Genomic DNA, 24251 nt, shown 5'->3' with positions numbered 1-24251 from the left:
CCGCTGTCCATGCCGGGCGTGGTCGCGGGCACCCTGCTCACCTTCATCCCGGCCACGGGCGACTACATCAACGCCGAGCTGCTGGGCTCCACCGACCAGAAGATGGTCGGCAACGTCATCCAGTCGCAGTTCCTGCGGGTCCTCGACTACCCGACGGCCGCGGCACTGTCCTTCATCCTCATGGCGGCGATCCTCGCCATGGTCACCGTCTACATCCGCAGGTCCGGGACGGAGGATCTGGTCTGATGGCTCTGACATGCTGGATACGGCGGAACCTGGTCGTCATCGCGGGGCTCGGCACGCTCGCGTATCTGATCCTGCCCAACGTCGTCGTCCTGGTCTTCTCCTTCAACAAGCCCAACGGCCGGTTCAACTACGAATGGCAGCGGTTCTCCACCGACGCCTGGACCGACCCGTGCGGCGTCGCCGACATGTGCGGCTCGCTCTCGCTGAGCCTGAAGATCGCGGTGTGGGCGACCATCGGCGCCACCGTCCTGGGCACCATGATCGCCTTCGCCCTGGCCCGCTACCGTTTCCGGGCCCGCCCGGCCGTCAACAGCCTGATCTTCCTCCCGATGGCGATGCCCGAGGTCGTCATGGCCGCCTCGCTGGCCACCCTCTTCCTCAACATGGGCGTCGACTTCGGCTTCTGGACGATCCTCATCGCCCACATCATGTTCTGCCTGAGCTTCGTCGTCACGGCCGTCAAGGCGCGGGTGCTGAGCATGGACCCCCGGCTGGAACAGGCCGCCCAGGACCTCTACGCCTCCCCGGCGCAGACCTTCCTGCGCGTCACCCTGCCGATCGCGGCCCCCGGTATCGCCGCCGGCGCGCTGCTGTCCTTCGCGCTCTCCTTCGACGACTTCATCATCACCAACTTCAACGCCGGATCGACGGTCACCTTCCCCATGTTCGTCTGGGGATCCGCACAGCGCGGTACGCCCGTACAGATCAACGTGATCGGCACGGCGATGTTCGCCATCGCGGTGCTGTGCGTCCTCGTCGGCCAACTGGCCGGCACCCGCCGCAAGAGGAGCTGAAACCCATGGCCGCAGACGCCATGACGCGCTCTGCCGGGGACAGCGCCCCCGGACCGTCCGCCCTGGAATCCCTGGCCGACGCCGCGTACACCCCGTACTGGCTGGAGGACCCCGGTCGGCCCCGTGCCCGTCCCGCCCTCGTCGGGGACGAGCACTGCGATCTGCTGGTCATCGGCGGCGGCTACAGCGGGCTGTGGACCGCCCTGATCGCCAAGGAGCGCGACCCCGACCGCGATGTGGTGCTGCTCGAGGGCCAGGAGATCGGCTGGGCCGCCTCCGGGCGCAACGGCGGCTTCTGCGCCGCCTCCCTCACCCATGGCCTCGGCAACGGTCTGGCCCGCTGGCCCGGTGAACAGGCCGAACTCGAACGGCTCGGCCACCGGAACCTCGACGAGATCGAGGCCGCCGTCGCCCGCTACGGCATCGACTGCGACTTCGAGCGCACCGGCGAGATCGACGTGGCCACCGAGCCCCACCAGATCGAGGAGCTGCGCGAGACCGCCGAACTGACCGCCCGGCTCGGCGTCGCGGAGCAGGAGTTCCTCGACCGCGACGCGGTACGCGCCGAGGTCGACTCACCGACCTTCCTCGCCGGGCTGTGGGACCGCAAGGGTGTGGCGATGGTGCACCCCGCCAAGCTGGCCTGGGGCCTCAAGCGTGCCTGCGCCGAACTGGGCGTACGGATCTACGAGCACACCCCGGCCGAGCGGCTGACGAGCGCCGGGGCGGCGATGGCCGTCTGTACCCCGTACGGCCGCGTTCGCGCCCGTCAGGTGGCGCTCGCCACCAACGCCTTCCCCGCGCTGGTGCGGCGCGTCCGCCCGTATGTCGTGCCCGTCTACGACCACGCGCTGATGACCGAGCCGCTGACCGAGGAGCAGCTCGGCGCGATCGGCTGGAAGCGGCGGCAGGGGCTGAGCGACACCAACAACCACTTCCACTACTTCCGCATCACCGCCGACCACCGCATCCTGTGGGGCGGCTACGACATCATCTACCGCTACGGCGGCCGGGTGCGCGCCGAGTACGACCACCACCCGGCCACCTACCGCACCCTCGCCCAGAACTTCTTCCGCTGCTTCCCGCAGCTGGAGGGCGTGCGTTTCAGCCACGCCTGGGGCGGCGCGATCGACACCTGCTCGCGCTTCTCCGCGTTCTTCGGCAGCGCGCACGGCGGACGGGTGGTCTACGCCCTCGGGTACACCGGCCTCGGCGTCGGGGCGACCCGCTTCGGCGCGGAGGTGATGCTCGATCTGCTCGGCGGCGAGCCCAGCGAGCGCACCCGGCTGGAGATGGTGCGCAGCAAGCCGCTGCCATTCCCGCCGGAGCCGGTGCGCTGGGCGGGCATCGGGATCACGCAGTGGTCGATGACCCGGGCGGATGAGAACGGCGGCCGCCGGAATCTGTGGCTGAAGGCGATGGACAAGATGGGCCTGGGCTTCGACAGCTGAGGTGGGCCTTCGAGGCTTCGAGGCTTCGAGGTGACAAGTCCGGGGCAGGGTCCGGTGGTGTGTCCGCCGGACCCCGACCCCGCCTGTGTCTGTGCCGCCTTTGAACAGGGCGCCGGTATGGTCACCCCGGTTCTGCTGGATCACTCCGCCCAGGCCCCCGCAAGGTCTCGGCCCGCTTGCATGAACACCGGATCGTCTCACCGCGCACCGTGCCGGCCTGGCACCGGCGCCTGGTGAGCAGAAGTGGACGCAGTCGCCGTCTACCGGGCGGCCGCCGCTGCCCGAGGAGATCCGCGACCTGATCATCCGACTCGGCGCCGAGAACCCCTGACGGGGCCTCCCACGCGTGCACGGTGAACTGCGCCGCCTCGGGCACAAAGTCAGCCCCGCCACCGTACGGCGGGTGCTGCGCGCCGCCGGTCTCGGCCCCACGCCGCGCCGCCAGCCGGCGCGCGGCGAGTGTGCCGGCATTCTCAAGGCCCCGGCCAGCGGCCTGCTCGCCGCCGATCTCTTCCATCTCGACACCATCAGCCTGCAGCGCCTCTACGCGCTATTCATCATGGAGGTACGCATCCGCACCGTCCACATCCTCGGCGTCATCGCCCGCCCAACCGCCGCCAGCGAGGGCATCGACGTGGCCAAGACCCCTCCACGCAGCCCCAACTGCAACCCACACACAGAACGCTTCATCCGCTCAGCACGGGAAGAATGCACCGACGGGGTCCTGCTCTCCAACCGTGGCCACGCCGAGAAGATCCTCCACAACTACGCACGCGTCGCCCGGGCGACGGGGCTCGACCGGGTCGCCGAGGTGCTCGTGCGGGCCGGGGGAAGGGATTGAGTGATCTGCTGCTAACTTGACCCGATGCGAAGCGAAGGTGTGCACACCGAGGTGCTGCATCAGATCGAGCGGCTCGGCGGGACCGTACCCGGGACGATCGAAGCGGGCGTGCACTGGACCGACGCGCCCAGGCCGCTGCCGCCCGAGATCGAGACGCTGATGGCGATCACATGGCCGCCGCGTACTTTGCTGGTCACCGCCGAGGACGGCGACCGGGTGAGCTTTCCGCAGGGGATCAGCGGGGGCGATCCGTTCGGGGTGGACCGGCCGTGCTTCGTGATCGGGTTCAACGAGTCGACGCAGCGCTACTGGGTCGTCGACCTCGACGATCCGCGGCCCGGCGATCCCGGCGTCTACCGGATTGACCACGACGGGTCCGACGCGGGGGACGCCTTCGGTTATCCGCGGCGGTTGTCGCGGATGCTGGCCGAACTGACCGTCTACGCGCCGCCGGACTCCGCCAGGCTGGCCAACGCCTGCGCCTACGGCGAGCTGGAGACCGTGGCCGCCGCGATCGCCGCGGGTGTCCCGCTGGGGCCGGGAGAGGATGACCGCTCGGCGATGACCCCGTTGCACTTCGCGGTGATGTCGGGCTCGGCCGAGACGGTGCGGACACTACTGGCCGCCGGCGCCGACACCGGCGCGCGGACCGGCCACGACAGCCTCCTGACGGAGCTCGGCCTGCACCCCGCCGACTTCGGGATGGAGCGGATCGAGCGCGATGTGACACCGCTCTGGATGGCCGTCAGAGGACCGTTCCGCACCGACCGGCCCGGCCCCTCGGTGGAGGTGGTGCGGGCACTGCTCGACGCCGGTGCGGACCCACGGGCGACCAACCGCATCGGCAAGACGCCGCTGCACGTCGTGGCCGAGAGCCGGTTCAGCTACGAGCGCGAGCGGCCGGTCGCCGAGCGGCTGGAGATCCTGCGCTGCCTCACCGACGCCGGCGCGGACGTCGAGGCCGAGGACCGGCTCGGTCTGACACCGCTGCTGGTGGCAGTCGACGCGCCGGAGTTCGTCGCGGCGCTGCTCGACGCCGGCGCGGACCCGGCGCGGCGCACCGCGCACAAGGACCTGTTCGGTATCAAAGGCATGTCCGCCCTGCACGCCGCCGCCGACAGCCACCAGGAGACACTCCGGCTGATGCTCGATCGCGCCGGCGATCCCGACCCGCGCACGACGGCGGGCGCGACGCCCCTGCACTACGCGGTGTGGCGGGAAGCCGGGACCGGCATCATCGAGACGCTCATCGCCGCCGGGGCCGACGTCAACGCCCGGATCGCCGAGCCGTCCGGGCTCAAGGTCGACAGCGACACACCGCTCGGCATCGCCCGGGAGAAGGGCCGCGACGAGATCGCCGAGGTGCTCACACGAGCTGGGGCAGCCTGACCCGGTCAGGGGCCGCGTCGGTGGTGCCGACGGTTGCCCCGAGCGCGGTGCCTGGAAGCGCCAGTGGCCCGTACGGGGAGTGCGTGTGCTGTCCGGAGTAAACACCGGTACTGGTCGAGGACCGTACGCAGGTGCCGTTCGCCGGTGATGAGGATTCGGTCGGTGCATTCGGTGCGGGCTGTGCGTATCCATCGTTCGGCAAACGCGTTGGACCGGGGGCTCTGCGGCGGAGTCGGGATGACGGCTGTGCCGTTGCCTGAACGCGCCGGGTGGCGATCTCCATGACGAAGAAGACATAGAGACGCTTGAGGAAAACGGTGTCCACGTGCATGAAATCGCAGGCGCCGCCGGTCGGCGTCGGCCGGAGAAGGGCGAGCGGACTGTGCCCGTGCCGCGGGGGTGCCCTGCCCTCATGCAGCCGCACCAGCGTCGCCGACATCAGCGGCGCGGTGCCGGCAGGGATCGCGGTCCGTGGACCGGTGCCGTGGAAAGGACGCAGCAGCGGCCAGAGGAACATCAGCAGGCGTCGTACGGCCACCAGCGTCGGCCGGCTCTGCCACAGCAGCCGCTCGGTGATGCCCAGCAGGCGGCGGCGAGAAGCAGGTTGACCAGGTGACCGGCTTGCAGCGTTCCGGGCGAAGGCCCGGCGACCGCGTCGTGTTCGAACAGCCGGGACCAACCGTCGACGAAGCCGTCCTGTCCCGTCACCGCCGCACAGGCTCCGGGCAGGGAGTAGGCGGCGTGGTAGGCCAACTGCGCGACAGCGAGCACGGCCAGCAGTTGGGTGTCCGTCAGCCGTCGCCGCGTCAGGAAAGCCGCGCCCGGCACCACCACCGCGGCCATCCCGGCCACGACGATCCACCGGGGGGCGTGGCACCGCGCCAGCACGTGTCCGGCCAGCGGCAGCAGCACACACAGCACCGCCAGTACGCCCGCCCTGAGCCCGCGCAGCACGCCGGACGCCGGGGAGGCGGACCCTCGCGGGCGGTGCGGTCGCATGAGCGTTGGGGCCTTCGGGAGCCCCGTCCAGGATCGGACGGGAGAACGGACAGGGGCTGCGGCGGGCTGGTGCTCCGTACGCCTCGGCAGCGTACCCACCTCCCCTCCCCTCGGTTCACGGCAGGGTGTCACTCGCGATGGTGCTTCTCTGCTATACCCCACAGCCACAGGTTTCCCCAGGTCAGAGAGTCGCTATCGGAGATGACAACGGTCACCGGTGCAGTCTTTGGCGATTCGCGTACGTGTGCGTTTCACTGCGAGCAAGGCACCCGTCGCATGGGGGAAGGCGTACAACATGAGCGATCACCGCCATGAGCACGAACACGGCGGAGGCGGCCACTCCGGGCACTCGCATGGCGTCTCGGCGGACGCCGACCGCCGCTGGCTGGCGATCGCCCTCACGCTGATCACCGCGTTCATGGTGATCGAGGTCGCCATCGGCATCATCGCCCAGTCCCTCGCGCTGATCTCCGACGCGGCGCACATGCTCACCGACGCGGCGTCCATCGTGCTCGCGCTGATCGCGATGCGGCTGGCCGCGCGCCCGGCCCGCGGCGGCTACACCTACGGCCTCAAGCGCGCCGAGATTCTCTCCGCCCAGGCCAACGGTCTGACCCTGCTTCTGCTGGGCGCATGGCTGGCCTACGAGGCCGTGCGCCGGCTGATCTCCCCACCGGAGGTCGAGGGCGGCCTGATGCTCGCCACAGCCCTCGCCGGAATCGCCGTGAACGTGGCCGCCACCTGGTGCATCTCCAAGGCCAACCGCTCCTCCCTCAACGTCGAAGGCGCCTACCAGCACATCCTCAACGATCTGTTCGCCTTCATCGGCACCGCGATCGCCGCCCTGGTCGTCGTTCTCACCGGCTTCGCCCGCGCCGACGCCATCGCCACGCTCGTGGTCGTCGCTCTCATGGTGAAAGCCGGATACGGGCTGCTGCGCGAGTCCGGCCGCATCTTCCTGGAGGCCGCCCCCGCCGACGTCGACCCCGACGTCCTCGGCGACAAACTCGTCGCCCGCTCGGCCGTCGTCGAGGTCCACGACCTGCACGTCTGGCAGATCACCTCCGGCCAGGCCGCCCTGTCCGCGCACGTCCTGGTGCAGCCCGGCGGCGACTGCCACGCCGTCCGCCGCGACCTGGAAGAACTCCTGCACCACGACTACGGCATCACCCACACCACCCTGCAGGTCGACCACACCCCGCAACAAGTGCTTCAGGTCGCCCTGACCAGTGACGTGACGGTCGACGAGACAGGGCACTGCAACGACCCGCATGGGCCAGTCCACCGGGATGAGCCGCACGAGCACTGAATCAATAATCCACGATTCCCTGAATTCAGGAATCTCTGTATCATCGAAGCTGTGCTGACCGTTGCCTCCGATATCGACGCGCTGACCCGCTTCGGCCGCGCCCTCGCCGACCCCATCCGCTGCCGCATCCTCCTCGCCCTCCGCGAGGCGCCCACCCACCCGGCCGAGCTCGCCGACCGGCTGGAGATCTCCCGCACCCGGCTGTCGAACCACCTCGCCTGCCTGCGCGACTGCGGCATCGTCGTCGCCGTCCCCGAGGGCCGACGCGTGCGCTACGAACTGGCCGACACCCGCCTCGGCCACGCCCTGGACGACCTGCGCGGCGCCATCCTCGCCGTCGAAGCCGACCGCACCTGCCCGGACGCCGAAGAGAAGGGCTGCTGCTGATGACAACGTCCGTCTCCCTCAGTCCGACTCCGGACCGCCGCGCCCGACTGGCCCGGCGCATACGCCTGCTGGTCGCCGCCACCATCTCCTACAACGTCATCGAGGCGATCGTCGCCATCACCGCCGGCACCCTCGCCTCATCCACCGCCCTGATCGGCTTCGGTCTGGATTCGGTCATCGAGGTCTCCTCCGCTGCGGCGGTCGCCTGGCAATTCTCCGCCGCCGACCACGCCGTACAGGAGGCGCGGGAGAAAAACGCGCTGCGGATCATCGCTCTGTCCTTCTTCGCCCTCGCCGCCTACGTCACTGTCGACTCCGTACGGGCACTGGCGAGCACGGACGATGCCGAACACTCCACGCCGGGCATCGTGCTGGCAGCCCTCTCTCTGATGATCATGCCGTTCCTGTCCGCAGCTCAGCGCCGCGCCGGCCGCGAACTGGGGTCCGCCTCAGCAGTGGCCGACTCCAAACAGACCCTGCTGTGCACGTACCTGTCAGCCGTTCTCCTCGTCGGACTGCTCGCCAACTCCTTGCTCGGCTGGAGTTGGGCCGACCCCATCGCCGCCCTCGTCATCGCAGTCGTCGCGGTCAAAGAGGGCCGTGAGGCGTGGCGGGGCGACAGCTGCTGCGCGGTGCCCATCGGGGGAATGGCCGACGCGACGGCCGCGACGGAGCAGGGCGGTTGCGGCTGCGGCCCGGACTGCTCGTGCTGCGCCCCCTCGAAGGAGACGAGCGCCCGGTGACCGGCTGGGCCTGGGCGGCACTGGCGCTGTACGGAATCTGACTGCTTTCCGCTTTCGGCGTGCGCACACTGATCCAGCGCCGCCACACCGGCGACTCGGGCTTCCGCGGCCTGTCGGGCACCCCAAGCTCGGCCTCCTGGCGGGCCGGAGTGCTCTTCGCAGTCGCACTTCTCGGCGCCGCCGCACTGGCCGCGACACCGGCGGGCCTGCCAGTTCCTCATCGACAACATCCCGGCGGTGCACGACCCTCCGGACTAGTTAAGGTCAACCTGCGTCGGCCTGGGAGCGTAAAAAGTCCGCCCACGTGCTGGAGGGCTCGGGTGCTGGATCGACGCCGGCCTCTTGCAGGATCTCCCAGACAGTGGAAGCGGCCACCAGCAGCCGCACTCTGCGGAACACGTCCGTGGGGAGCCGGTGCAGCAGCGCCGCCAGAAATGCCCGCTCGCTCGGGGTGAACCCCACCCGCTCCTCACCGAGTTGGCGTTCCAGCACCATGGTGGCGCAAGGCGAGTATGCGCCGGCGGGAGGGCAAAGACCTCCCGCCGGGCAGACTCCGGCTGGTCAGCCCACACGATACGGACGCACGCCGCGCGATCAAACCGGCTTGATCTGGGACGGCTACAAGGTCCACTACAGCGAGACCTGCGAGGATTTGCCCCACCTGATCGTGGACGTGGCCACCACGCACGCCACTGTGGACGACTCCCACCTGGTCGCAACCGTCCACGAACACCTCGCACGACGCGGGCGAAACCAGGAGAACCCCGCGACAGAGCCCTTGCATCGAAGTGATCGGACGCCCTGACTGCCCGACGACCCCCAGCTCAGGGCTGAGGAGGCTGGGAGAGGGCAGCTTTGAGCTGCCTGGTGGGCTCGTCGGCGAGGACTTCGGTCCGGCCGTCGGCAATGGCTTGCATGGCCTGCTCTGCCACGTCGACTGCGGTGATCTTGGGTTCGTCGATCCGGGCGCTGAGGTCGGTCTCGACGAAGCCTGCGTGGACACCCACCACCAGGGTTCCCTGCTCCCGCAGGCCTTGGCGCAGGGAGTCGGTGAGGGACCACTGGGCTGCCTTGGAGGCCGCGTATCCGGGGAAGTCGGGCCGCCCGGCCCAGGAGGCCCTGGAGAGCATGTTGACCAGTGCACCGCCGCCGTTGCGCTGAAGGATGGGGGCGAAGGCCCTGGAGACGGCCCAGGTGCCGAAGTAGTTGACTTCCATGGCCTGGCGCGCACCGTCGAGTGGACCCTCCAGGAGGCCGGTGTCGCCGCTTGAGATACCCGCATTGTTGATGACAATGGTGACGTCATCTGCGGTCGCTGCGGCTGCGGCGATGTCGTCGGGGCTGGTGACGTCCAGGCGGAGTGGGATGAGATCCTCGCCGGTCACGGTTGCCGGGTCCCGGACGCCGGCGTACACCTTGGCTGCTCCGTGCTCGATCAGTGCGCGGACGAATGCGCGGCCGATTCCGCGGTTGGCTCCCGTTACCAGGGCAACCGAACCCTTGATGTCCATCATGTTTCCTTGCCGCCTGCCTGCCCTCTTCGGGTAGGCCTGTCGATGAGGTCGATAAGGGTGCCTGCGTGGCCGGACCGAGCTTCAGGTGCTCGGTGGCCGCATACGACCGCCGCGGGGACAAGCTCGCGTTTTGTGGTGCTCGTCGGCGAGGCAGCTGTCGTCCGATTGCGGCTGGACACAGCATCTGGCTGGGCGGTAGCCGGGTCACTCATCAGCGTACGCGACGGGCACCCATCGGGCCCCGATGGCATACCCCGGGTCATCCATCGACAGGAGGCGACGCTGTCAGCCGAGCCAGGAGGCCAGTGGCCCTCTTGCCGGATGAGCTGCCCCGCGACTCAAGGACTCCGCGAAACCCGGACCAGCTCGACATGCGACGTGGCGGGCTGCGCCGTAGGTTTGATTTGTGCCCCGGCCGCGGGCTACGTCGGTGAACCCACCTCACGAAAGCGAGAGGTCGGCCCGCACACGGGGAGGCGGCTTGAGGCCTCAATTCATATTCAGGTACAACGCGGCCACGGCGGGCCACGCTCGGCCACCTAGCTCAGTCACCTAGTGGGGGCATGGCGAGCCTGCCTGCTGCGGAGGCAGGGATCCAGAAGCGGCCGAAAGAAGGGTTGATTGATCATGTCGACCGCCGACGTCGCGCTGACCGCCCCGAACCAGTTCGTTGAGGGTGCCAACGGGGTCACCTACGCCTACCGGCGGTTCGGGACTCCCGCCCCTGGCGTGCTTCCGCTGGTGATGCTGCAGCACTTCCGCGGCAACCTGGACAACTGGGATCCGCTGCTGCTCGGCGCCCTCGCATCCAACCGCGAGGTCATCCCGGTCGACAACGCCGGCGTCGGCCTGTCCTCCGGGACGGTGCCGCGCACCATCACCGAGATGGCCCGCGACGCCATCACCTTCGTCGACGCGCTCGGGCTGACCAGGATCGACCTGCTCGGATTCTCCATCGGTGGGATGGTCGCCCAGGAACTCACCCTGATCCGTCCCCAGCTCGTCCGCCGGCTCGTACTGGCCGGCACCGGGCCGCGCAGCGGCGTGCTGATGCACGGCTGGATCAACGACGTCCAGGCCCTCGCCAACGTTGCCGACAATCATCCCGAGGATCTGCTCTCCCTGTTCTTCGAAGTCACCCCGACCAGCCAGCAAAAAGGGCGGGAGTTCCTGGAGCGGCGCGCCTCCCGCACCGAAGACCGCGACAAGCCCGCCGGTCTGCAGGCCCGCGACGCCCAGATGGACGCCATCACCGAATGGGGTATCCCCGACCCGTCCCAGCTGGATCGGCTGGCCGGGATCACCCAGCCGGTGCTGGTCGCCAACGGTGACAACGACATCATGATCCCGACGCCGAACTCCTGGCTGTTGGCCAAGCACCTGCCCAACGCACGCGTCAGGATCTACCCCGACTCCGGACACGGCTTCCTCTGGCAGTGGCCCGAGGAATTCGCCGCGCTGGTCCACAGCTTCCTGTCCGGTGCCGGTGAAGAAAAGGCCCCATGATGGACATGAGCAACCAGGTGCGCAGGCGGCAGCGAGCATCACACGTGGCGCCGGCCACCGCGCTGCGGGCGCTGCTGTGGTGGCTCGGGCATGGGCTGGTGCTGGCGTCGCGGTTCAGCGCACCGGTCCGGTCCCAGATCACACGCAGTCTCACGGTCGAGATCTCCGCCGACGACGGTCCCGCACGGCACTGGGACTTCGACGGTCAGCGGCGCCGCGTCTCCACCTCGGCCGGCCGGGCCGCGGCACCCGACTTCGCGGTCCGCTTCACCAGCAGCGGTCACGCGCTTCGCGACCTGACGTCACCAGATGCCATCGACGCCATCATGCGCGACCGCATCCACGGAACCGTCCGCGTCGAGGGCAACCATCTGCTGCTGATGTGGTTCCGCGGCCTGATCCGGAAAGTGGTGCCCATCGGCGGGGCCGGTCCTCCCCGGCAGGCCCTCCCGGGCGCCTACGTGGCACACGACCCGGCCGCGAACGGTGTCGAGAAGATCACCATCGAGCCGGCTGTGCGGCAACTGGACCCGCAGTGGACCGGTGCCTGGAACGCGCGGACCAAACTGTGGATCGTACGCGGGACCAACGGGGAACCGCTGCGGGAGCCATGATGAGCACCCGCGCCCAGCCCTCTGCGGAGGCAACGCCCATGCCCGGGCTGAACGACCGCGCTCTGGGCTGGCTGCGGTTCATATGGGACAAGGCGACCACCCCGGACGACTGGAGCGACCAGGGCGAACCCCACCCGTGGTGGGACCGCTACACCGCGCCGCCCATGTGCTCCTTCCCCCGATTCGACCTCCACTACATGTCATACGTCCTCCCGGTCATGCTCGAAGCAACCCCGGCATGGCGGGAGGTCTACACCCGCATCTCGGACGAACTCGTCCGCCGCTACACCTCGTTCTGGGGCGCAGTCGACTGGTGCACACTGATCGGGCCCGATCCCGGTGCGGACCGCTATCCCCCCGCGTGGCAGACCTTCATCCCCGAACCACTTCGCGGCCGCTACACGGTACCGGGATGGACCGGAAACGGGCTCGAACCATGGGGACTGCAGCCCGACCCGGTCGGCGCCGACGGAAACGTCTTCTACCGGGGCTGGCTGAACCTGCTCCTCGGCATCCGCCGCTACGTCTCCGGAGAGGCCACCGAGCACCAGTCACTCGACATCACCGGATACCAGAACCGCCAGTTCACCTGGACCCACGCGCGGATCGCGGAATTCATCTCCGCCCAGTTCCGCAGCCGCCCTCAGGGCCCGCACTGCGAGAACACCAAGATCTGGCCGTTCTGCGTCAGCGCCGCCGGGCTCGGGCTCAAACTCTACGACGCGCAGCTCGGAACCACCCTCAGCGAGCCGTTCCCACGCTGGATCGACTACCTCCGCCGGCACTACATGAGCCTGACCCGCTCCGGCGAGCTGCGCACCTTCGCGCTCTACTACGACCCGATGGAGCAACGCCTCCACTCGATGCCCGGACCCTCCGTAGCCCACGGGGTGTTCCCCTGCCTGCTGTACCTGTACCCGCAGGACCGCGAGTTCGCTCTGTGGATCTACGAGCTGGCGATGCGGCGACTGGGCTGGTCCGACCCGGATCTGTCGCTGAGCAGGCTCCACGCCGACCCCAACCACCTCAGCACGGCCATGTGGATGGCACATGAGGTGGAGGACACCGCCACCGAAGATCGCATCCGGGACTTCATCGAGAGTGAATTCCAGCCCCGGTTCTTCGGCGAGGAGAATGACCGTTTCGCATTCTGGTTCGGCTACGACTCCACCTGGCCCCGCGGGCAGGTCAACGCCACCCTGATGCTGGTCGAGAGCGGCAGCCCGGGAGCGTGGTGGCGGATCTTCAACGATTCCCGGCTCGCGTCGGCGTCGGAACCGCGACTCCACGGCGTCGACTATCCCAACATCGGCATCCGGCGCGCCCAGAATGACATGGCCCACCGCGTCCTTAGTATCGAGACCACGGGCGCCACACCGTCACGGCGAGGACAACCCACCAGTTTCACCATCGATCAGCTCCCCGGCCCCGCTGAGGTTTCGGTCACCGTCGACAACCAGGACTCGACCGGCTGGCTCGTCACCGGTAGCGATTCCATCCGGCTCGACCTCACCATCGGCGACCATCAGATCCGGGTCGCCTTCCCGGGCGGCAGTTCCCGGCAAAGCAGTCCCCGCACATGAAAGGTGCCCAATGACACCCGCATCCGCGCCGGCGGTCCCGCTCATCGAACTCCTCGGCCTCGCGCACCCGCCAGTCGCGATCACCTTCGGCACCGAGCCCGCCACCTCCAGCGACAGGAGTCTCCCCGCCCAGCCCGCGGGCTGCTGCTTCTGGGAACCCGCCCAGCGGCAACCCCTCGATACGCGCGCCGCGGACCACGCCAACTGCAGCACCGGAAGCTACACACACGGCCTGATCGACATGGCCACCGCCGCGTCCGGGGCCGACACCGCCACCCTGATCAGCAGTGGATGGATCACCCCAGCAGACTTCGGCCTCGTCGCACACCTGCCGTTCCGGCCAACGTCGATCCGCTACGAACCGCTCACCGACGCAACCAGCCCGGACGTCGTGCTCGTCCGGCTCTCACCTTCCTCGCTCATGACACTCCAGGGCGCGTGCCCGGACCTGCGGCTCGCCACCAGGCCGCAATGCCAGATCATTCCGCTGGCCTACAGCGGCCAGATCGCGGTCAGCCCTGGATGCGCGGTCAGCCGGGCCCGTACCGGCCTGCCCGCGCAGGAGATGACCTGCGCGCTGCCCTCCGCGAGCCTGCCCGCGGTCATCGACCGCCTGCGGCAGGCCGTTGCCGCCGACCAGGCGGCCACCGGCTATGCCGCCACCGACCGCCGACGTTTCGCCGCGCTCGACTGACAGTGAGGATTGGTCATGGCATCGCTCGGGGGTCCGACTCTCCGACTGACTGACGCTTCGGTTGTCCTTGGCTGGAATCGTCGGCCTGCCGGGCGGTGCCGCCCGGCGTGTGGCCGGTCGGGCGTCCGTGACTTCATAGGAGCCCGGCCAAAGGTCCCATCACTGTCCTGTCCGTCTGCCCGACCGGCCCGCGCCCTCCCATCGGCGCGCGTTGGAAGGGCAGCACACAACAGCATGGCAGCACAGGACATAACGGTGGTCGGCGGGATCGACACCCACGCTGACCTCCACCAGGCCGCGGTCATCGACAGCATCGGCCGGCACCTGGCCACCCAGCAGTTCGAGACCACCCCGGACGGCTCCAGGCTGCTGGGCTTGGCGGTCTCCGCCCCTTCGTCGGATGGCAGCTCACCACCCGCATGCGCATGGATCTCCCCCTGGACGCCATGAAGCTGATCTCTATTTCTCCGAAGGCGACCTGATCCGCTGTACGACTGGGTTCGTGCCTCTGAGCCGAAGGCCGCCCCGCACTGGGTTTCGGATCAAGCCGCGCACGGAGGCTTTAGTGGCCACGGGCATGTCCAGATGACCGACGCCCAGGCCTCACCCACCGAACCGTTGTACTCGCAGGCATACGGAGAGATCCTGCCCTTCGCACGCTGAACCCTTGCCGATTCATCGCATTTGCGGCACGCGGTCTGCTGATCGCCACCGAAATGCCCCCATGGATCGGAAGCCTGGTGCCGAAAAAACAACTCCTGAAAAATATGAGCATTGCGGGGACCGCCGGGGGGTGTTGCTCACGTGGATAGGCTGCGGGTGCCGACGGCGCACCCGCGTCCAGCAGCGTGTCGATGCCGCCCGTCGCGGCGGTGCAGCCGAGCGAGTACACGGCCGGAGCGTGGTCGAAGGTGCCGGAGAAGCGCTCGGGGCCCATGTAGGCGGGGGTGCCGATGAGGAGGCCGGTGGCGGTGCGGTGATGTCGTGCCTCTCGTCGGTGCCCTTGGTGATGCCGGGGCTTCACCACCGCGATCAGGTACGACCGGACTCGGCTGCCTTCACCTCTCGGCCTGGGCCTTGGCCCGCTCGGAGGCGCCTTCGCCGACCGCCGAGCCGGCGTACGGGTCGACCGAACGGTGTAGGTGGTCATGAGGCGGCTGGTCCGGTCGCTCCCCGCAGGTCGGTGCAGCAGCGCCGCCAGGAACGCCCGATCGCTCGGCCTGAACCGGATCTTGTCCTTGCCGAGTTGGCGTTCCAGCACGGTGATCTGGTGGCGCAGGGCGAGGATCTCCGCGTCCTTGTCCCGGTCGGTCATCGGCAGCAGGCGAAGCATCGCGAACGCGTTCGTCACACCCAAGTAAGCCAGTCGCAGCAGCACGATCGGGGCAGCCAGTCCAGCAGTCACTTGGCACACTATTTAGCGCGCGAGGGCACCTGCCGACTGTCTCGCTACGGCGCTACAGAGCCCGATAGGGCGCCCACGCCCTGGGAGTGCCCCGCCTGCCGGCAGACGCCAAGGGGCATTACCTCGTCTTGACGCAGCAGGCACCTTGCGGTCGGGACACCCGAGCACCGGCTGCCTGCGGAAACACGCCGACCGAGGCCCTCAGCCCACAGCTTCCCCCCTGTCGCATGGGGAGCACGAGATCGTGCTCCCACCTCGAAAGGGGGTCGAGAGCCGACAAGGGGTTCTTATGCCTCTCGATGCAGAGAGCATCCGAATCGATGGGGTGACCTCGAGGGCTTGCGGTTGACGACGGCGCACGGGGGCACGGTACGGCGCTGTAGGCCTACGGAAATGATTGGAGCGAGGCGGTGCCCCGCTGCTACTTTCGTGGTGGACCGTGGAGTCGTCGTATGGAGGTGAGCCCCGTGAACACAGTTACCCGTGGGTGCTCCCTCAACCCGTCACGGTCCGGCGGCTGACGTTCGGTGTCGCCAGGAGCGCCTGAGATCGAGGCACTCCTGGAAGGAGACTCCGATGAACACGAAGCCTTTCACATCTGGCCTGAGCGAGAACGCGGTGATGATCACGCGCGTCGCGGACAGGCAATGGCATGCCCTGGATGACGACCTGGTGGTCGGCCGCGGGCATGCGGAACACCGGCCCGACGGACGCTTGTTCGTCAGCATCGACGCCTGGCACAACGCCACCTTCGACCGGCTCGCCGAGGCGATGCTGGCGGAACTGCCTACGCCGCTGTACACAGTGGTCGACGAAGCCGACGTCGAGCTGACGGCCGGCTGGCGGCGGGCCGGTTTCACGATCCGGCGCCGCGAGTGGGAGTACGTCGTGCCGACCGACCCGCAGGTCACAGGGCTCGAAGTAGTCCTGCCACCTTCGGGCGTGACGATCGTGCCCGCCGGTCAGGCCGACGAGAGTCTGCTGCGGGCGGTGGACCGCGCGATCCGTGACGAAGTCGAGGCGACCGTCGGGTGGCAGTCGATGCCCGCGGAGGTAATTCCCCGCCCCGAAGGCGACACCATCGTCGACCCGTCGAAGTACGCGGTGGCCGCGGCGCCTGACCGCTACCTGGGTCTGATCCGGGTGGTGACGGTGAACCGGCCGCGCATCGGGCTGGTCGCGGTCCGGGCCGGCGAGCAGCGCCGCGGCATCGCACGGGCGCTGCTGGCCCACGCGCTGGGGACGCTCCACCGCTCCGGGTTCACCGCAGCCTGGACCGAAGTCCACGAGTCCAACCAAGCAGCCTCGGCGCTGTTCGAGGGCATCGGCGCCCGGCCGATGAGCAGCAACCTGGAGCTGGTGCGATGACGAAGAACAAGAACGTCATCGAAGTCGAGGGCAAGGTCGTCGAGTGCCTGCGCAGCGCCATGTTCACCGTGGAGCTCGAGAACGGCCACCAGGTGCTCGCGCACATCAGCGGGAAGATACGCAAGCACTACATCAAGATCTACCTGGAAGACCGGGTGCTGGTGGAGCTCCCGCCGTACGACCTGACGCGCGGCCGGATCGTGTTCCGGTACCGGAACTAGCGGCGGTCGGCACCTTCCGCGGTAGCTGATCCCGGGGCCCCGGTCACGTCGTATCCGTGACCGGGGCCCCGATATTGGCTCGCACGGCCGCGACGGCCACCGCTCCAGCCGCCGGCAGGTCCGGCCCGAGCCGAACCTCATCTCCAGGGGCAGCAGTTGGCAAGCGATGTCGTTGTGCAGCACGTACAGGATGCCCTGCAGGCTGTGCCGCTCGAAAAGTCATCGCCGCAGGTAGGCAGGGTAGCGGTCCGTCCGCTGGGATGATGTCTTCCGTGATCGCGTCCTTGCTGTACAGCGTGACTCGGAAGCTGCTGATGGTTCCAGCGGTGCTCCTCCGTCGTGGAACGACGAGGGATGCGGAACTGCTGGTGCTCTGCGGCACGAGAACGCCGTCCTGCGTCGCCAGTTGGCCGGAACGGTCCGCTATGAGCCCGCTGACCGGTTCTGGTTCGCTGCCCTGTCCGGGCTGATACCCCTCTCTGCACTTCACTCGAACGGGTCGGGGTGATGGGCATCGGACGCTGGTGAGTGTCATGTGCGGACGGCCGGGAGTCCAAGATGGACCGCTGTGCGTTCGAGGGCGCGTTGGACTTCCACGCGTTTGCCCAGGCGGGTGAGTGTCTGGTCGACGCCTTCGATCTCGCCCAGCCATCCCCTCGGACTCAGCGCGCCGGCGACGCTCGACAGGGGGCAGTGTCGGGCCCGGCACTTAAGCTGTGCGCCGTGATGGATCTCCCTCTTAGGCGTGCTGAGTTGATACTCGAGTCGGACGAGCCCGTTGCGGGCGAAGTGCGGAGAGCCGGGGGCGGCTGGGCCGTTCATGACCTCTCCGGTCACGTTCTCCTGTTCGACTCGGACCTGCGCGTCTGTCGGCGCTTCCCGGTTCCCGACAGCTTTCGCGGTCGCGGCACGTACAACTGGGATGTCCACCCCGGCGGACGCTGGGCGGTCTTCGCCGGCATGCGTCACACCACCTGCGTCGGGCCCGACGGCGACATCGTTTGGGAAGCCGACCACCCGGCTCGGCTCAATGTGGACGGAGACCCGGTCCTGGCCTGCGCGGGGTTCCGTCCCGACCGCGACGAGCTCCGCGTGTTTCCGGGGATGGAGGACGACGACGGGTCAGAGGTCGAAGATGCCGGGCACTACAGCGCGTCGTGGGTGGTTTCCCTGTCCGACATGACTGTCACCAAGGACGGGCCATACGGCCAGGACCGCTGGGTCATATTCCCGGACGGACGGCACATGGGCTCGTCCTCCTTCGACGGGCATGACATATCGGGGTGGTGCGGGCGCTGGAATGAGGGCGAGGACTCGGAGGGTTCCAGCCGCCCGCTCGACGTTCACCCGGACGGCACCATGTGGCTTGGCGGAGCGTTCGGCTACCTCCGCATGAACCTTTTCGAGCAGTCAGACGACACGGACGACATGGACGACATGGACGACGAGGTCGAGACGGACCACGACAGGTACGACGAGGCGTTCTTCCTCGACCAGAACATGGTCCTGGCAGCGACCCGGGAACCCCTCACCCACGAACTGCTGGCTGTCGACACCCTGCAGCGCATCGCCCGTGTGACGTACCCCTTCAGCGGCGAGAGGTGGCACTGGCTCACCGCCGCCGGAGACGGCACATGGGTTACCACCAGCTGGCCGCCGGGCGGCGAGAGTGCGCGGCTGTGTCACTGGCGACTCGCCTGACGGAAACCCGGCCCCTCGATCGTGACCCTACTCCGAACACCCGCATATATATTGGGCTGTATTTGGCAGATCAGGCCCTGCATTCGAGGGCGCTTCTCATCTCCGCGCTCCTGATCACTCGCCTGTGGCCTGGCGTTTTGCCGGGGAACCACAGGAAGCCCGAGCGAGACAGGCCCGTGGTGTCCGCGGCGTCTGGCTTGCTCGCGCTTGCTCCGTAGAAAGGTGCGGGTGAGGACCTGGCGGAGCATCACGTCGTCGAGCCGAGGGCTTCGTGGACAACGACCACGCCGGGCCAGGGGCCGTCGCCCTCGGGCCGGGCGAGGTAGCCGGCCAGCCGGCATGAGCCGCCGCTGCAGTCGCTCAGACCGGTCAAGTCGACTTGTTCGACATGGGACATGGGGGTTCTCCCGGGTTCTGGGGCGGTGCGGCGGTCACAGGTCGAGGACGAGGCGCGGGCCGCGGGCGCGGGAGACGCAGAGCATCATCGTCTCGCCCGCCGCCCGCTCCTCGGCACTGAGCACGGAGTCCCGGTGGTCGGGTTCGCCCTCCAGAACCTCCGTCTCACAGGTGCCGCAGATGCCTTCGGTGCACGAGAACGGGACGTCAATGCCGGCTGCCCTCAGTGCCGACAACACGCTGTGTTCCGGGGAAACTTGGACCGTGAGCTCGGACTGGGCGCAGACGACTTCGTCAGACCGACTACGGCATCGGAGAGTTGCACCCTTTCCGCAACTGATCGCCCGACGGAAGGCAAGGCAACGGACGACGTTTCCGATGTGAACCCTAACGCATACAGAGCCGACGGGTTACCGAATCGTTATCTTTCAGATGCGCCTGACCAGCGCTTTCCGGCCAGTGCCGAGCGCCATGGTCAAGTCCGGTAAAGGGCTGCGATGTCCGTGGCAACACCGGCGAGTTCCTCGCGCAGCTCCGGCGGCGAGACGACCTCCACCCTGGTACCGAAGGCAAGCAATGGCCTGGCAGCACCGAGTTCCCGGAAGCGCAGCTCCAGTTCGACCCACTCCGAGTCGCCCTCTCCCCGGGCCCCGGCCGGCGGTGGCCCGGCCAGGTCGGCCTGGTGCAGCCGCAGGAAGCGTCCCAAGACGCTGCTCCGGACCCGCACCACGACGCGCAGATGGGCCGGGGCATCGTCGATGTTGCGGCGCAACTCCTCCCACACGTCGGTGAGTTCCAAGCCGCGACGACGCTGCACCGGCTCAGCTTGCGCACCCGGTCCAGCGAGACCGGGAAGATTGCCGAGCACCATCCGCCATTGCGGCCCGAGGCGCCGAACCCCGCGTGCTCGCGCTCCAGCAGGACCACCTTGAGAGTGGGGTCCTCCTTCAGCAGGTAGTAGGCCGCCCACAACCCGCGAAGCCGGCGCCCACGATGGCGGCGTCCGCCGCGACACTACCGCCGACAAGTTCTCCAGTCGGCGCAATCATCCGCCGAACAGGGCCGACTCCCCGCCTGGAGCCGTCATCCCGAAAAGCCGTGCTCTCCGGGCTTCCGCGTCAGTCGTCGAGATAGTCGCGCAGCGCCTGAGAGCGGGACGGGTGCCGCAGCTTGCTCATCGTTCTGGACTCTATCTGCCGGATGCGTTCGCGGGTGACGCCATAGACCTGGCCGATCTCCTCCAGGGTTCGGGCCCGGCCGCCGAAGAGCCCGTAGCGCAGCGAGATGATCCCCGCCTCGCGGGGTGTCATCTCCGCCAGAAGGGTCCGCAGGGCCTGCTGGAGGAGGGAGAAGGTGACCATGTCCCAGGGCGAGGGTGTGTCACTGTCCACGATGAGGTCGCCGAACTCGCTGTCCCCCTCGTCGGACAGCGCGACATGCAGGGACACCGGTTCCTTGGTGTAGCCGTCGAGTTCGGCCAGTCGCCCGACGGGGACCTCCGCCTTCTCGGCGACCTGTTCAGGAGTGGGTTCGGCTCCCGTGTCGAGGATCAGCTCCCGGCGTACCCGTGCGATCCGGTTGATGAGTTCGACGGTGTGCACCGGCACCCGGATCGTGCGGCTCTGGTCGGCGAGGGCGCGGCTGACCGCCTGTTTGATCCACCAGGTGGCGTACGTGGAGAACTTGAAGCCCTTGGCGTAGTCGAACTTCTCCGCTGCTCTGATCAGCCCGGTGTTGCCCTCCTGGATGAGGTCCAGGAACGCCAGCCCCCGGCCGGTGTACCGCTTGGCCACGGAGACGACCAGGCGGAGGTTGGCCTCGACGAGGTGGGTCTTCGCCCGGTGGCCGTCCTCCGCGAGAGCGCCCAGCTCCCCTCGCGAGTGCCGGTCCAGGCCGGGCCGTTCTCGGAGCAGCCGCTCGGCGTACAGTCCGGCCTCGATGCGCTTGGCGAGGTCCACCTCTTGCTCGGCGGTGAGCAGCCGCACCCGGGCGATGAGCTTGAGGTAGTCCTTCACCGGGTCGGTCGAGCCGACCGGGGTGTCGAGCAGCGCGGTCGGTTCGTCGTCCTCCGCCGCCGGCAGGTCCGCGGGGTTCTCCAGCCCGGACTCCGTCTCCACCATGATGCTCATGACGTCTCCAGGAGGTCGCGCAGGAAACGTCCTGTGTGTGATTGCGGGTGGGTGGCGATCTGTTCCGGCGTGCCCTCGGCGACGACGCGGCCGCCTCGGTGACCGCCTTCCGGCCCCATGTCGATCAGCCAGTCGGCCGTCTTGACCACGTCCAGGTTGTGCTCGATGACGACGACCGTGTTGCCGCCGTCGACCAGCCGTCGAAGCGCCGTCAGCAGCCGGTCGACGTCGGCGACGTGCAGGCCGGTGGTCGGCTCGTCGAGGACGTAAAGGGTGCGGCCGCGGGTCCGGCGCTGGAGTTCGGCGGCGAGCTTGACGCGCTGTGCCTCGCCGCCGGAGAGGGTGGTGGCCGGCTGGCCGAGCCTGACGTAGCCGAGTCCCACGTCGTGCAGGGTACGCAGGTGGCGGGAGATGATCTGGTGGCCTTCGAAGAAGTCCAGGCTCTCGGCGACCGTCATCCCCAGGACGTCGGCGATGGACCTGCCCCTGTAGTGCACTTCCAGGGTCTCCCGGTTGTACTGGGCGCCCTGGCAGACCTCGCACGGCACGTACACGTCGGGCAGGAAGTTCATCTCCACCTTGATCGTGCCGTCGCCGTAGCAGTGTTCGCAGCGGCCGCCCTTGACGTTGAAGGAGAACCGTCCGGGCTGGTAGCCGCGCACCTTGGCCTCCGGGGTCTGCGCGAACAGCTTGCGCAGGTGGTCGAAGACACCGGTGTACGTGGCGGGGTTGGAGCGGGGGCTGCGGCCGATGGGCGACTGGTCGACCTGGACCACCTTGTCGATGTGCTCGGTCCCGGTGATGGTGCGATGCCGTCCGGGGACCTTGTGGGCACGGTGGATCTTCTGGGCCAGGGCGGTGTGCAGGATGTCGTTGACGAGCGTCGACTTGCCGGAACCGGAGACACCCGTGACCGCGGTGAACAGGCCCAGCGGAAAGGACACCGTCACGCTCCGCAGATTGTGTTCGACGGCGTCGTGCACGGTGAGCGTGCGGTCCTCGGCCACCGCTCGCCGCCGTGCGGGGACGGGTATCGCACGGCGTCCGGAGAGGTAGGCGCCGGTGACGGAGTCGGGGTGGTCCAGCAGCTCCGGCACGGTTCCGGAGTGCACCACTCTGCCTCCCTCGATGCCGGCGCCCGGGCCGATGTCGACCACCCAGTCCGCGGCCCGCAGGGTCTCCTCGTCGTGCTCGACCACGATGACCGTGTTGCCGCGGTCGCGCAGCCGCTTCAGCGTCTCGATCAGCCGCTGGTTGTCCCGTTGGTGCAGGCCGATGGACGGTTCGTCCAGGACGTACAGCACTCCGGACAGCCCGGCCCCGATCTGGGTCGCGAGGCGGATCCGCTGTGCTTCCCCGCCGGAGAGGGAGGCGGCCGGCCGGTCGAGGGAGAGGTAGTCGAGGCCTACGTCGAGCAGGAACCGCAGCCGCTCCCCCATCTCGGAGAGGACGGATTCGGCGATCCGACGCTCTCCCGCGGACAGCGGCAAGTCCTTGAGGAAATCGGTGAGTTGGTCGAGGGGGAGGGCGCATGCCTCGGCGATGTTCCGACCCCCGACCGTGACCGCCAGGACTCCCGGGGCCAGTCGGGCGCCTCCGCAGGCAGCGCAGGGCACCTCGCGCAGGTATCCGGCGAACCGGTCCCGCGCCCCGGTCCCGCCGTCGGCGGCTTCAGCACTGCGGCGCTCGATGTGCGGGACGACGCCCTCGTAGCGGGCGAGATGGGAGCGTTCGCGACCGAAGCGGTTGCGGTACGAGATGTGCAGCTGCCGCGGCGTTCCGTACAGCACCGACTTCCTTACGACGGCGGGCAGTTGACGCCAGGGCATGGCGGTGCTGAACCCGAGCTCCGCGGCAAGGGCCTGAAGCAGGTGGGCGAAGTAGTCGGCCCCACTGGTGTTGGTCCAGGGCGCGATCGCGCCCTCGGCCAGCGACTTGGTGTCGTCGGGCACCACCAGGTCGGGGTCGACCTCTGTGCGCGAACCGAGGCCCGTGCACGATGGGCAGGCACCCCATGGCGCGTTGAAGGAAAACAGCCTCGGCTCCAGCGACTCCAGCCCGATGTCGTGGGAACGGGGGCAGGCCATCTTCTCCGAGAACACCGTCTCGCGATCGCCACCGTCCCGGTCCACGAACTCCACTCTCAGGACACCGCCCGCGAGTCCGAGCGCCGTCTCCACGGACTCCGTCAGCCGCTGCCGGATGCCCGGCCGGACGGCGACGCGGTCCACCACCACGTCGATGGAGTGCTTCTTGCGCGGGTCGAGCGCGGGAGGTGCGGCCAGGGCCAGCACCTGCCCGTCGACTCGTACCCGGCTGAAGCCGTCGGCGGACAGCTGCCGGAAGACCTCCGCGTGCTCGCCCTTGCGCTCACGGACGACCGGGGCGAGCACCAGGAAGCGGGTGCCGTCCTCCTGTTCGAGCAGCCGGTCCACGATGCGCTGGGGCGTCTGCCGGCTCACCGGTTCGCCGCACTCCGGGCAGTGCGGACGGCCGATACGGGCATACAGCAGGCGCAGGTGGTCGTAGATCTCGGTGATCGTGCCGACGGTGGAGCGCGGATTGCGCCCTGAGGTCTTCTGGTCGATCGCGATCGCCGGCGACAGCCCCTCGATGACGTCGACGTCCGGCTTGTCGAGCTGCCCGAGGAACTGCCGCGCATAGGCCGAGAGGGATTCGACGTAACGCCGCTGCCCTTCCGCGAAAATCGTATCGAACGCGAGGCTCGATTTCCCGGATCCGGACACACCGGTGAATACGATGAGCGCGTCCCTCGGGAGCTCGACCGAGACGTCTCGGAGGTTGTGCTGACGGGCACCTTTGACGACGAGGCGATTTCTCACTTTCTCGACGGTAGCACCGCGTTACCGCTGGTGAAGGCCCACATCGTCGCCGGATTTCCTGTGATGAACATCGCCCTTGACGGGTGCTTCGAGAGTGTGAGCAATACAGGGCACGGTG

Annotated in this window: 21 protein-coding genes and 4 pseudogenes; 17 read left to right on the top strand and 8 right to left on the bottom strand. The window is 68.6% G+C overall.

Annotated features, from left to right (window positions below; translation table 11 throughout):
- From CCN51_RS11895 to CCN51_RS11875, 5 genes and pseudogenes are all read left to right on the top strand, one after another.
- Positions 1-246: pseudogene (locus CCN51_RS11895) on the top strand (ABC transporter permease); the annotation flags it as partial.
- Positions 246-1040, top strand: a complete 795-nt coding sequence (locus tag CCN51_RS11890) for an ABC transporter permease (RefSeq protein ID WP_014182313.1) — start codon at positions 246-248, stop codon at positions 1038-1040. The pseudogene CCN51_RS11895 and the gene CCN51_RS11890, both read left to right, overlap by 1 nt.
- Before the next feature lie 5 nt (positions 1041-1045).
- Positions 1046-2491: an NAD(P)/FAD-dependent oxidoreductase gene (locus tag CCN51_RS11885; protein WP_014182314.1), complete on the top strand. Its 1446-nt coding sequence runs from the start codon at positions 1046-1048 to the stop codon at positions 2489-2491.
- Between the two features lie 403 nt (positions 2492-2894).
- Entirely contained in the window at positions 2895-3332 is a 438-nt protein-coding gene (locus CCN51_RS11880) for an integrase core domain-containing protein (RefSeq protein WP_143675772.1), read from the top strand.
- Between the two features lie 24 nt (positions 3333-3356).
- On the top strand, positions 3357-4721 hold the full coding sequence (locus CCN51_RS11875; protein WP_043488331.1) for an ankyrin repeat domain-containing protein: 1365 nt from the start codon (positions 3357-3359) through the stop codon (positions 4719-4721).
- Between the two features lie 516 nt (positions 4722-5237).
- On the opposite strand, the gene CCN51_RS11870 is transcribed toward CCN51_RS11875, so the two are convergent.
- Entirely contained in the window at positions 5238-5720 is a 483-nt protein-coding gene (locus CCN51_RS11870) for a hypothetical protein (protein ID WP_193383768.1), read from the bottom strand.
- Positions 5721-6015: 295 nt separating this feature from the next.
- Between CCN51_RS11870 and CCN51_RS11865 the strand changes: the two genes are divergently transcribed.
- Genes CCN51_RS11865 through CCN51_RS11855 form a run of 3 tightly spaced genes read left to right on the top strand, consistent with a single transcriptional unit; the run spans position 6016 to position 8159 of the window.
- Entirely contained in the window at positions 6016-7029 is a 1014-nt protein-coding gene (locus CCN51_RS11865) for a cation diffusion facilitator family transporter (RefSeq protein ID WP_014182319.1), read from the top strand.
- A gap of 51 nt (positions 7030-7080) precedes the next feature.
- Positions 7081-7416, top strand: coding sequence for an ArsR/SmtB family transcription factor (locus CCN51_RS11860; RefSeq protein WP_014182320.1), 336 nt, complete (start codon positions 7081-7083; stop codon positions 7414-7416).
- Positions 7416-8159, top strand: a complete 744-nt coding sequence (locus CCN51_RS11855) for a cation efflux transmembrane domain-containing protein (RefSeq protein ID WP_014182321.1) — start codon at positions 7416-7418, stop codon at positions 8157-8159. The genes CCN51_RS11860 and CCN51_RS11855 overlap by 1 nt, the downstream gene beginning before the upstream one ends.
- A 270-nt stretch (positions 8160-8429) precedes the next feature.
- Here CCN51_RS11855 and CCN51_RS11845 read toward each other — a convergent pair.
- Positions 8430-8654, bottom strand: a pseudogene (locus CCN51_RS11845) (integrase); the annotation flags it as partial.
- A 329-nt stretch (positions 8655-8983) separates the two neighbouring features.
- On the bottom strand, positions 8984-9670 hold the full coding sequence (locus tag CCN51_RS11840; protein WP_014182324.1) for an SDR family oxidoreductase: 687 nt from the start codon (positions 9668-9670) through the stop codon (positions 8984-8986).
- Between the two features lie 630 nt (positions 9671-10300).
- On the opposite strand from CCN51_RS11840, the gene CCN51_RS11835 reads away from it, so the two are divergent.
- From CCN51_RS11835 to CCN51_RS11785, 9 genes and pseudogenes are all read left to right on the top strand, one after another.
- The gene (locus CCN51_RS11835) at positions 10301-11179 is read left to right on the top strand and encodes an alpha/beta fold hydrolase (RefSeq protein WP_014182325.1); all 879 of its coding nucleotides are present in this window, start codon (positions 10301-10303) and stop codon (positions 11177-11179) included.
- Positions 11176-11793: a hypothetical protein gene (locus CCN51_RS11830; protein WP_148276957.1), complete on the top strand. Its 618-nt coding sequence runs from the start codon at positions 11176-11178 to the stop codon at positions 11791-11793. Before CCN51_RS11835 ends, CCN51_RS11830 begins: the two co-directional genes overlap by 4 nt.
- Before the next feature lie 38 nt (positions 11794-11831).
- The gene (locus CCN51_RS11825) at positions 11832-13376 is read left to right on the top strand and encodes a linalool dehydratase/isomerase domain-containing protein (protein WP_014182327.1); all 1545 of its coding nucleotides are present in this window, start codon (positions 11832-11834) and stop codon (positions 13374-13376) included.
- Between the two features lie 10 nt (positions 13377-13386).
- A complete protein-coding gene (locus tag CCN51_RS11820) occupies positions 13387-14070 on the top strand; it encodes a DUF169 domain-containing protein (protein ID WP_014182328.1) in 684 nt (227 codons plus the stop codon).
- A 234-nt stretch (positions 14071-14304) separates the two neighbouring features.
- Complete coding sequence (locus CCN51_RS11815) at positions 14305-14520, top strand: hypothetical protein (RefSeq protein ID WP_078610815.1); 216 nt, start codon at positions 14305-14307, stop codon at positions 14518-14520.
- 1531 nt (positions 14521-16051) lie between these two features.
- Complete coding sequence (locus CCN51_RS11805) at positions 16052-16843, top strand: GNAT family N-acetyltransferase (RefSeq protein ID WP_014182331.1); 792 nt, start codon at positions 16052-16054, stop codon at positions 16841-16843.
- A complete protein-coding gene (gene infA, locus CCN51_RS11800; RefSeq protein ID WP_014182332.1) occupies positions 16840-17064 on the top strand; it encodes a translation initiation factor IF-1 in 225 nt (74 codons plus the stop codon). The genes CCN51_RS11805 and infA overlap by 4 nt, the downstream gene beginning before the upstream one ends.
- 272 nt (positions 17065-17336) lie before the next feature.
- Positions 17337-17539 (top strand): annotated as a pseudogene (locus tag CCN51_RS57260) (integrase); the annotation flags it as partial.
- A gap of 83 nt (positions 17540-17622) precedes the next feature.
- On the top strand, positions 17623-18765 hold the full coding sequence (locus tag CCN51_RS11785; RefSeq protein WP_014182333.1) for a hypothetical protein: 1143 nt from the start codon (positions 17623-17625) through the stop codon (positions 18763-18765).
- A 247-nt stretch (positions 18766-19012) separates the two neighbouring features.
- Here the strand turns inward: CCN51_RS11785 and CCN51_RS11780 are convergent, their stop codons facing one another.
- The 5 genes and pseudogenes from CCN51_RS11780 to uvrA all read right to left on the bottom strand — a co-directional run bounded on the left by CCN51_RS11780 (position 19013) and on the right by uvrA (position 24133).
- On the bottom strand, positions 19013-19162 hold the full coding sequence (locus tag CCN51_RS11780) for a carboxymethylenebutenolidase (RefSeq protein WP_014182334.1): 150 nt from the start codon (positions 19160-19162) through the stop codon (positions 19013-19015).
- Between the two features lie 34 nt (positions 19163-19196).
- Positions 19197-19454, bottom strand: a pseudogene (locus CCN51_RS11775) (2Fe-2S iron-sulfur cluster-binding protein); the annotation flags it as partial.
- 182 nt (positions 19455-19636) lie between these two features.
- Positions 19637-19960, bottom strand: coding sequence for a WCX domain-containing protein (locus tag CCN51_RS57255; protein WP_014182336.1), 324 nt, complete (start codon positions 19958-19960; stop codon positions 19637-19639).
- Positions 19961-20279: 319 nt separating this feature from the next.
- A complete protein-coding gene (locus tag CCN51_RS11760) occupies positions 20280-21290 on the bottom strand; it encodes an RNA polymerase sigma factor (protein ID WP_014182337.1) in 1011 nt (336 codons plus the stop codon).
- Positions 21287-24133: an excinuclease ABC subunit UvrA gene (uvrA, locus tag CCN51_RS11755; RefSeq protein WP_014182338.1), complete on the bottom strand. Its 2847-nt coding sequence runs from the start codon at positions 24131-24133 to the stop codon at positions 21287-21289. The genes CCN51_RS11760 and uvrA overlap by 4 nt, the downstream gene beginning before the upstream one ends.
- Between the last annotated feature and the right edge of the window lie 118 nt (positions 24134-24251).

It is taken from the genome of Streptomyces milbemycinicus (assembly GCF_002154605.1).
In the GTDB taxonomy this organism is placed as follows: Bacteria; Actinomycetota; Actinomycetes; order Streptomycetales; family Streptomycetaceae; genus Streptomyces; species Streptomyces milbemycinicus.
Note: the sequence above shows the minus strand (reverse complement) of the source record. Positions and strands in the feature narration are given on the sequence as shown.

Bases quoted from the DNA above. Each gene is read 5' to 3' on its own strand.
- CCN51_RS11780 (WP_014182334.1), bottom strand. From the start codon at position 19,162: ATGTCCCATGTCGAACAAGTCGACTTGACCGGTCTGAGCGACTGCAGC.
- CCN51_RS11840 (WP_014182324.1), bottom strand. From the start codon at position 9,670: ATGGACATCAAGGGTTCGGTTGCCCTGGTAACGGGAGCCAACCGCGGA.
- CCN51_RS11785 (WP_014182333.1), top strand. From the start codon at position 17,623: ATGGACCGCTGTGCGTTCGAGGGCGCGTTGGACTTCCACGCGTTTGCC.
- CCN51_RS11760 (WP_014182337.1), bottom strand. From the start codon at position 21,290: ATGAGCATCATGGTGGAGACGGAGTCCGGGCTGGAGAACCCCGCGGAC.
- CCN51_RS11825 (WP_014182327.1), top strand. From the start codon at position 11,832: ATGCCCGGGCTGAACGACCGCGCTCTGGGCTGGCTGCGGTTCATATGG.
- CCN51_RS11885 (WP_014182314.1), top strand. From the start codon at position 1,046: ATGGCCGCAGACGCCATGACGCGCTCTGCCGGGGACAGCGCCCCCGGA.
- infA (WP_014182332.1), top strand. From the start codon at position 16,840: ATGACGAAGAACAAGAACGTCATCGAAGTCGAGGGCAAGGTCGTCGAG.
- CCN51_RS11805 (WP_014182331.1), top strand. From the start codon at position 16,052: ATGAACACGAAGCCTTTCACATCTGGCCTGAGCGAGAACGCGGTGATG.
- CCN51_RS11870 (WP_193383768.1), bottom strand. From the start codon at position 5,720: ATGCGACCGCACCGCCCGCGAGGGTCCGCCTCCCCGGCGTCCGGCGTG.
- CCN51_RS11890 (WP_014182313.1), top strand. From the start codon at position 246: ATGGCTCTGACATGCTGGATACGGCGGAACCTGGTCGTCATCGCGGGG.
- CCN51_RS11830 (WP_148276957.1), top strand. From the start codon at position 11,176: ATGATGGACATGAGCAACCAGGTGCGCAGGCGGCAGCGAGCATCACAC.
- CCN51_RS11815 (WP_078610815.1), top strand. From the start codon at position 14,305: ATGGCAGCACAGGACATAACGGTGGTCGGCGGGATCGACACCCACGCT.
- CCN51_RS11835 (WP_014182325.1), top strand. From the start codon at position 10,301: ATGTCGACCGCCGACGTCGCGCTGACCGCCCCGAACCAGTTCGTTGAG.
- CCN51_RS11820 (WP_014182328.1), top strand. From the start codon at position 13,387: ATGACACCCGCATCCGCGCCGGCGGTCCCGCTCATCGAACTCCTCGGC.
- CCN51_RS11875 (WP_043488331.1), top strand. From the start codon at position 3,357: ATGCGAAGCGAAGGTGTGCACACCGAGGTGCTGCATCAGATCGAGCGG.
- CCN51_RS11855 (WP_014182321.1), top strand. From the start codon at position 7,416: ATGACAACGTCCGTCTCCCTCAGTCCGACTCCGGACCGCCGCGCCCGA.
- CCN51_RS11865 (WP_014182319.1), top strand. From the start codon at position 6,016: ATGAGCGATCACCGCCATGAGCACGAACACGGCGGAGGCGGCCACTCC.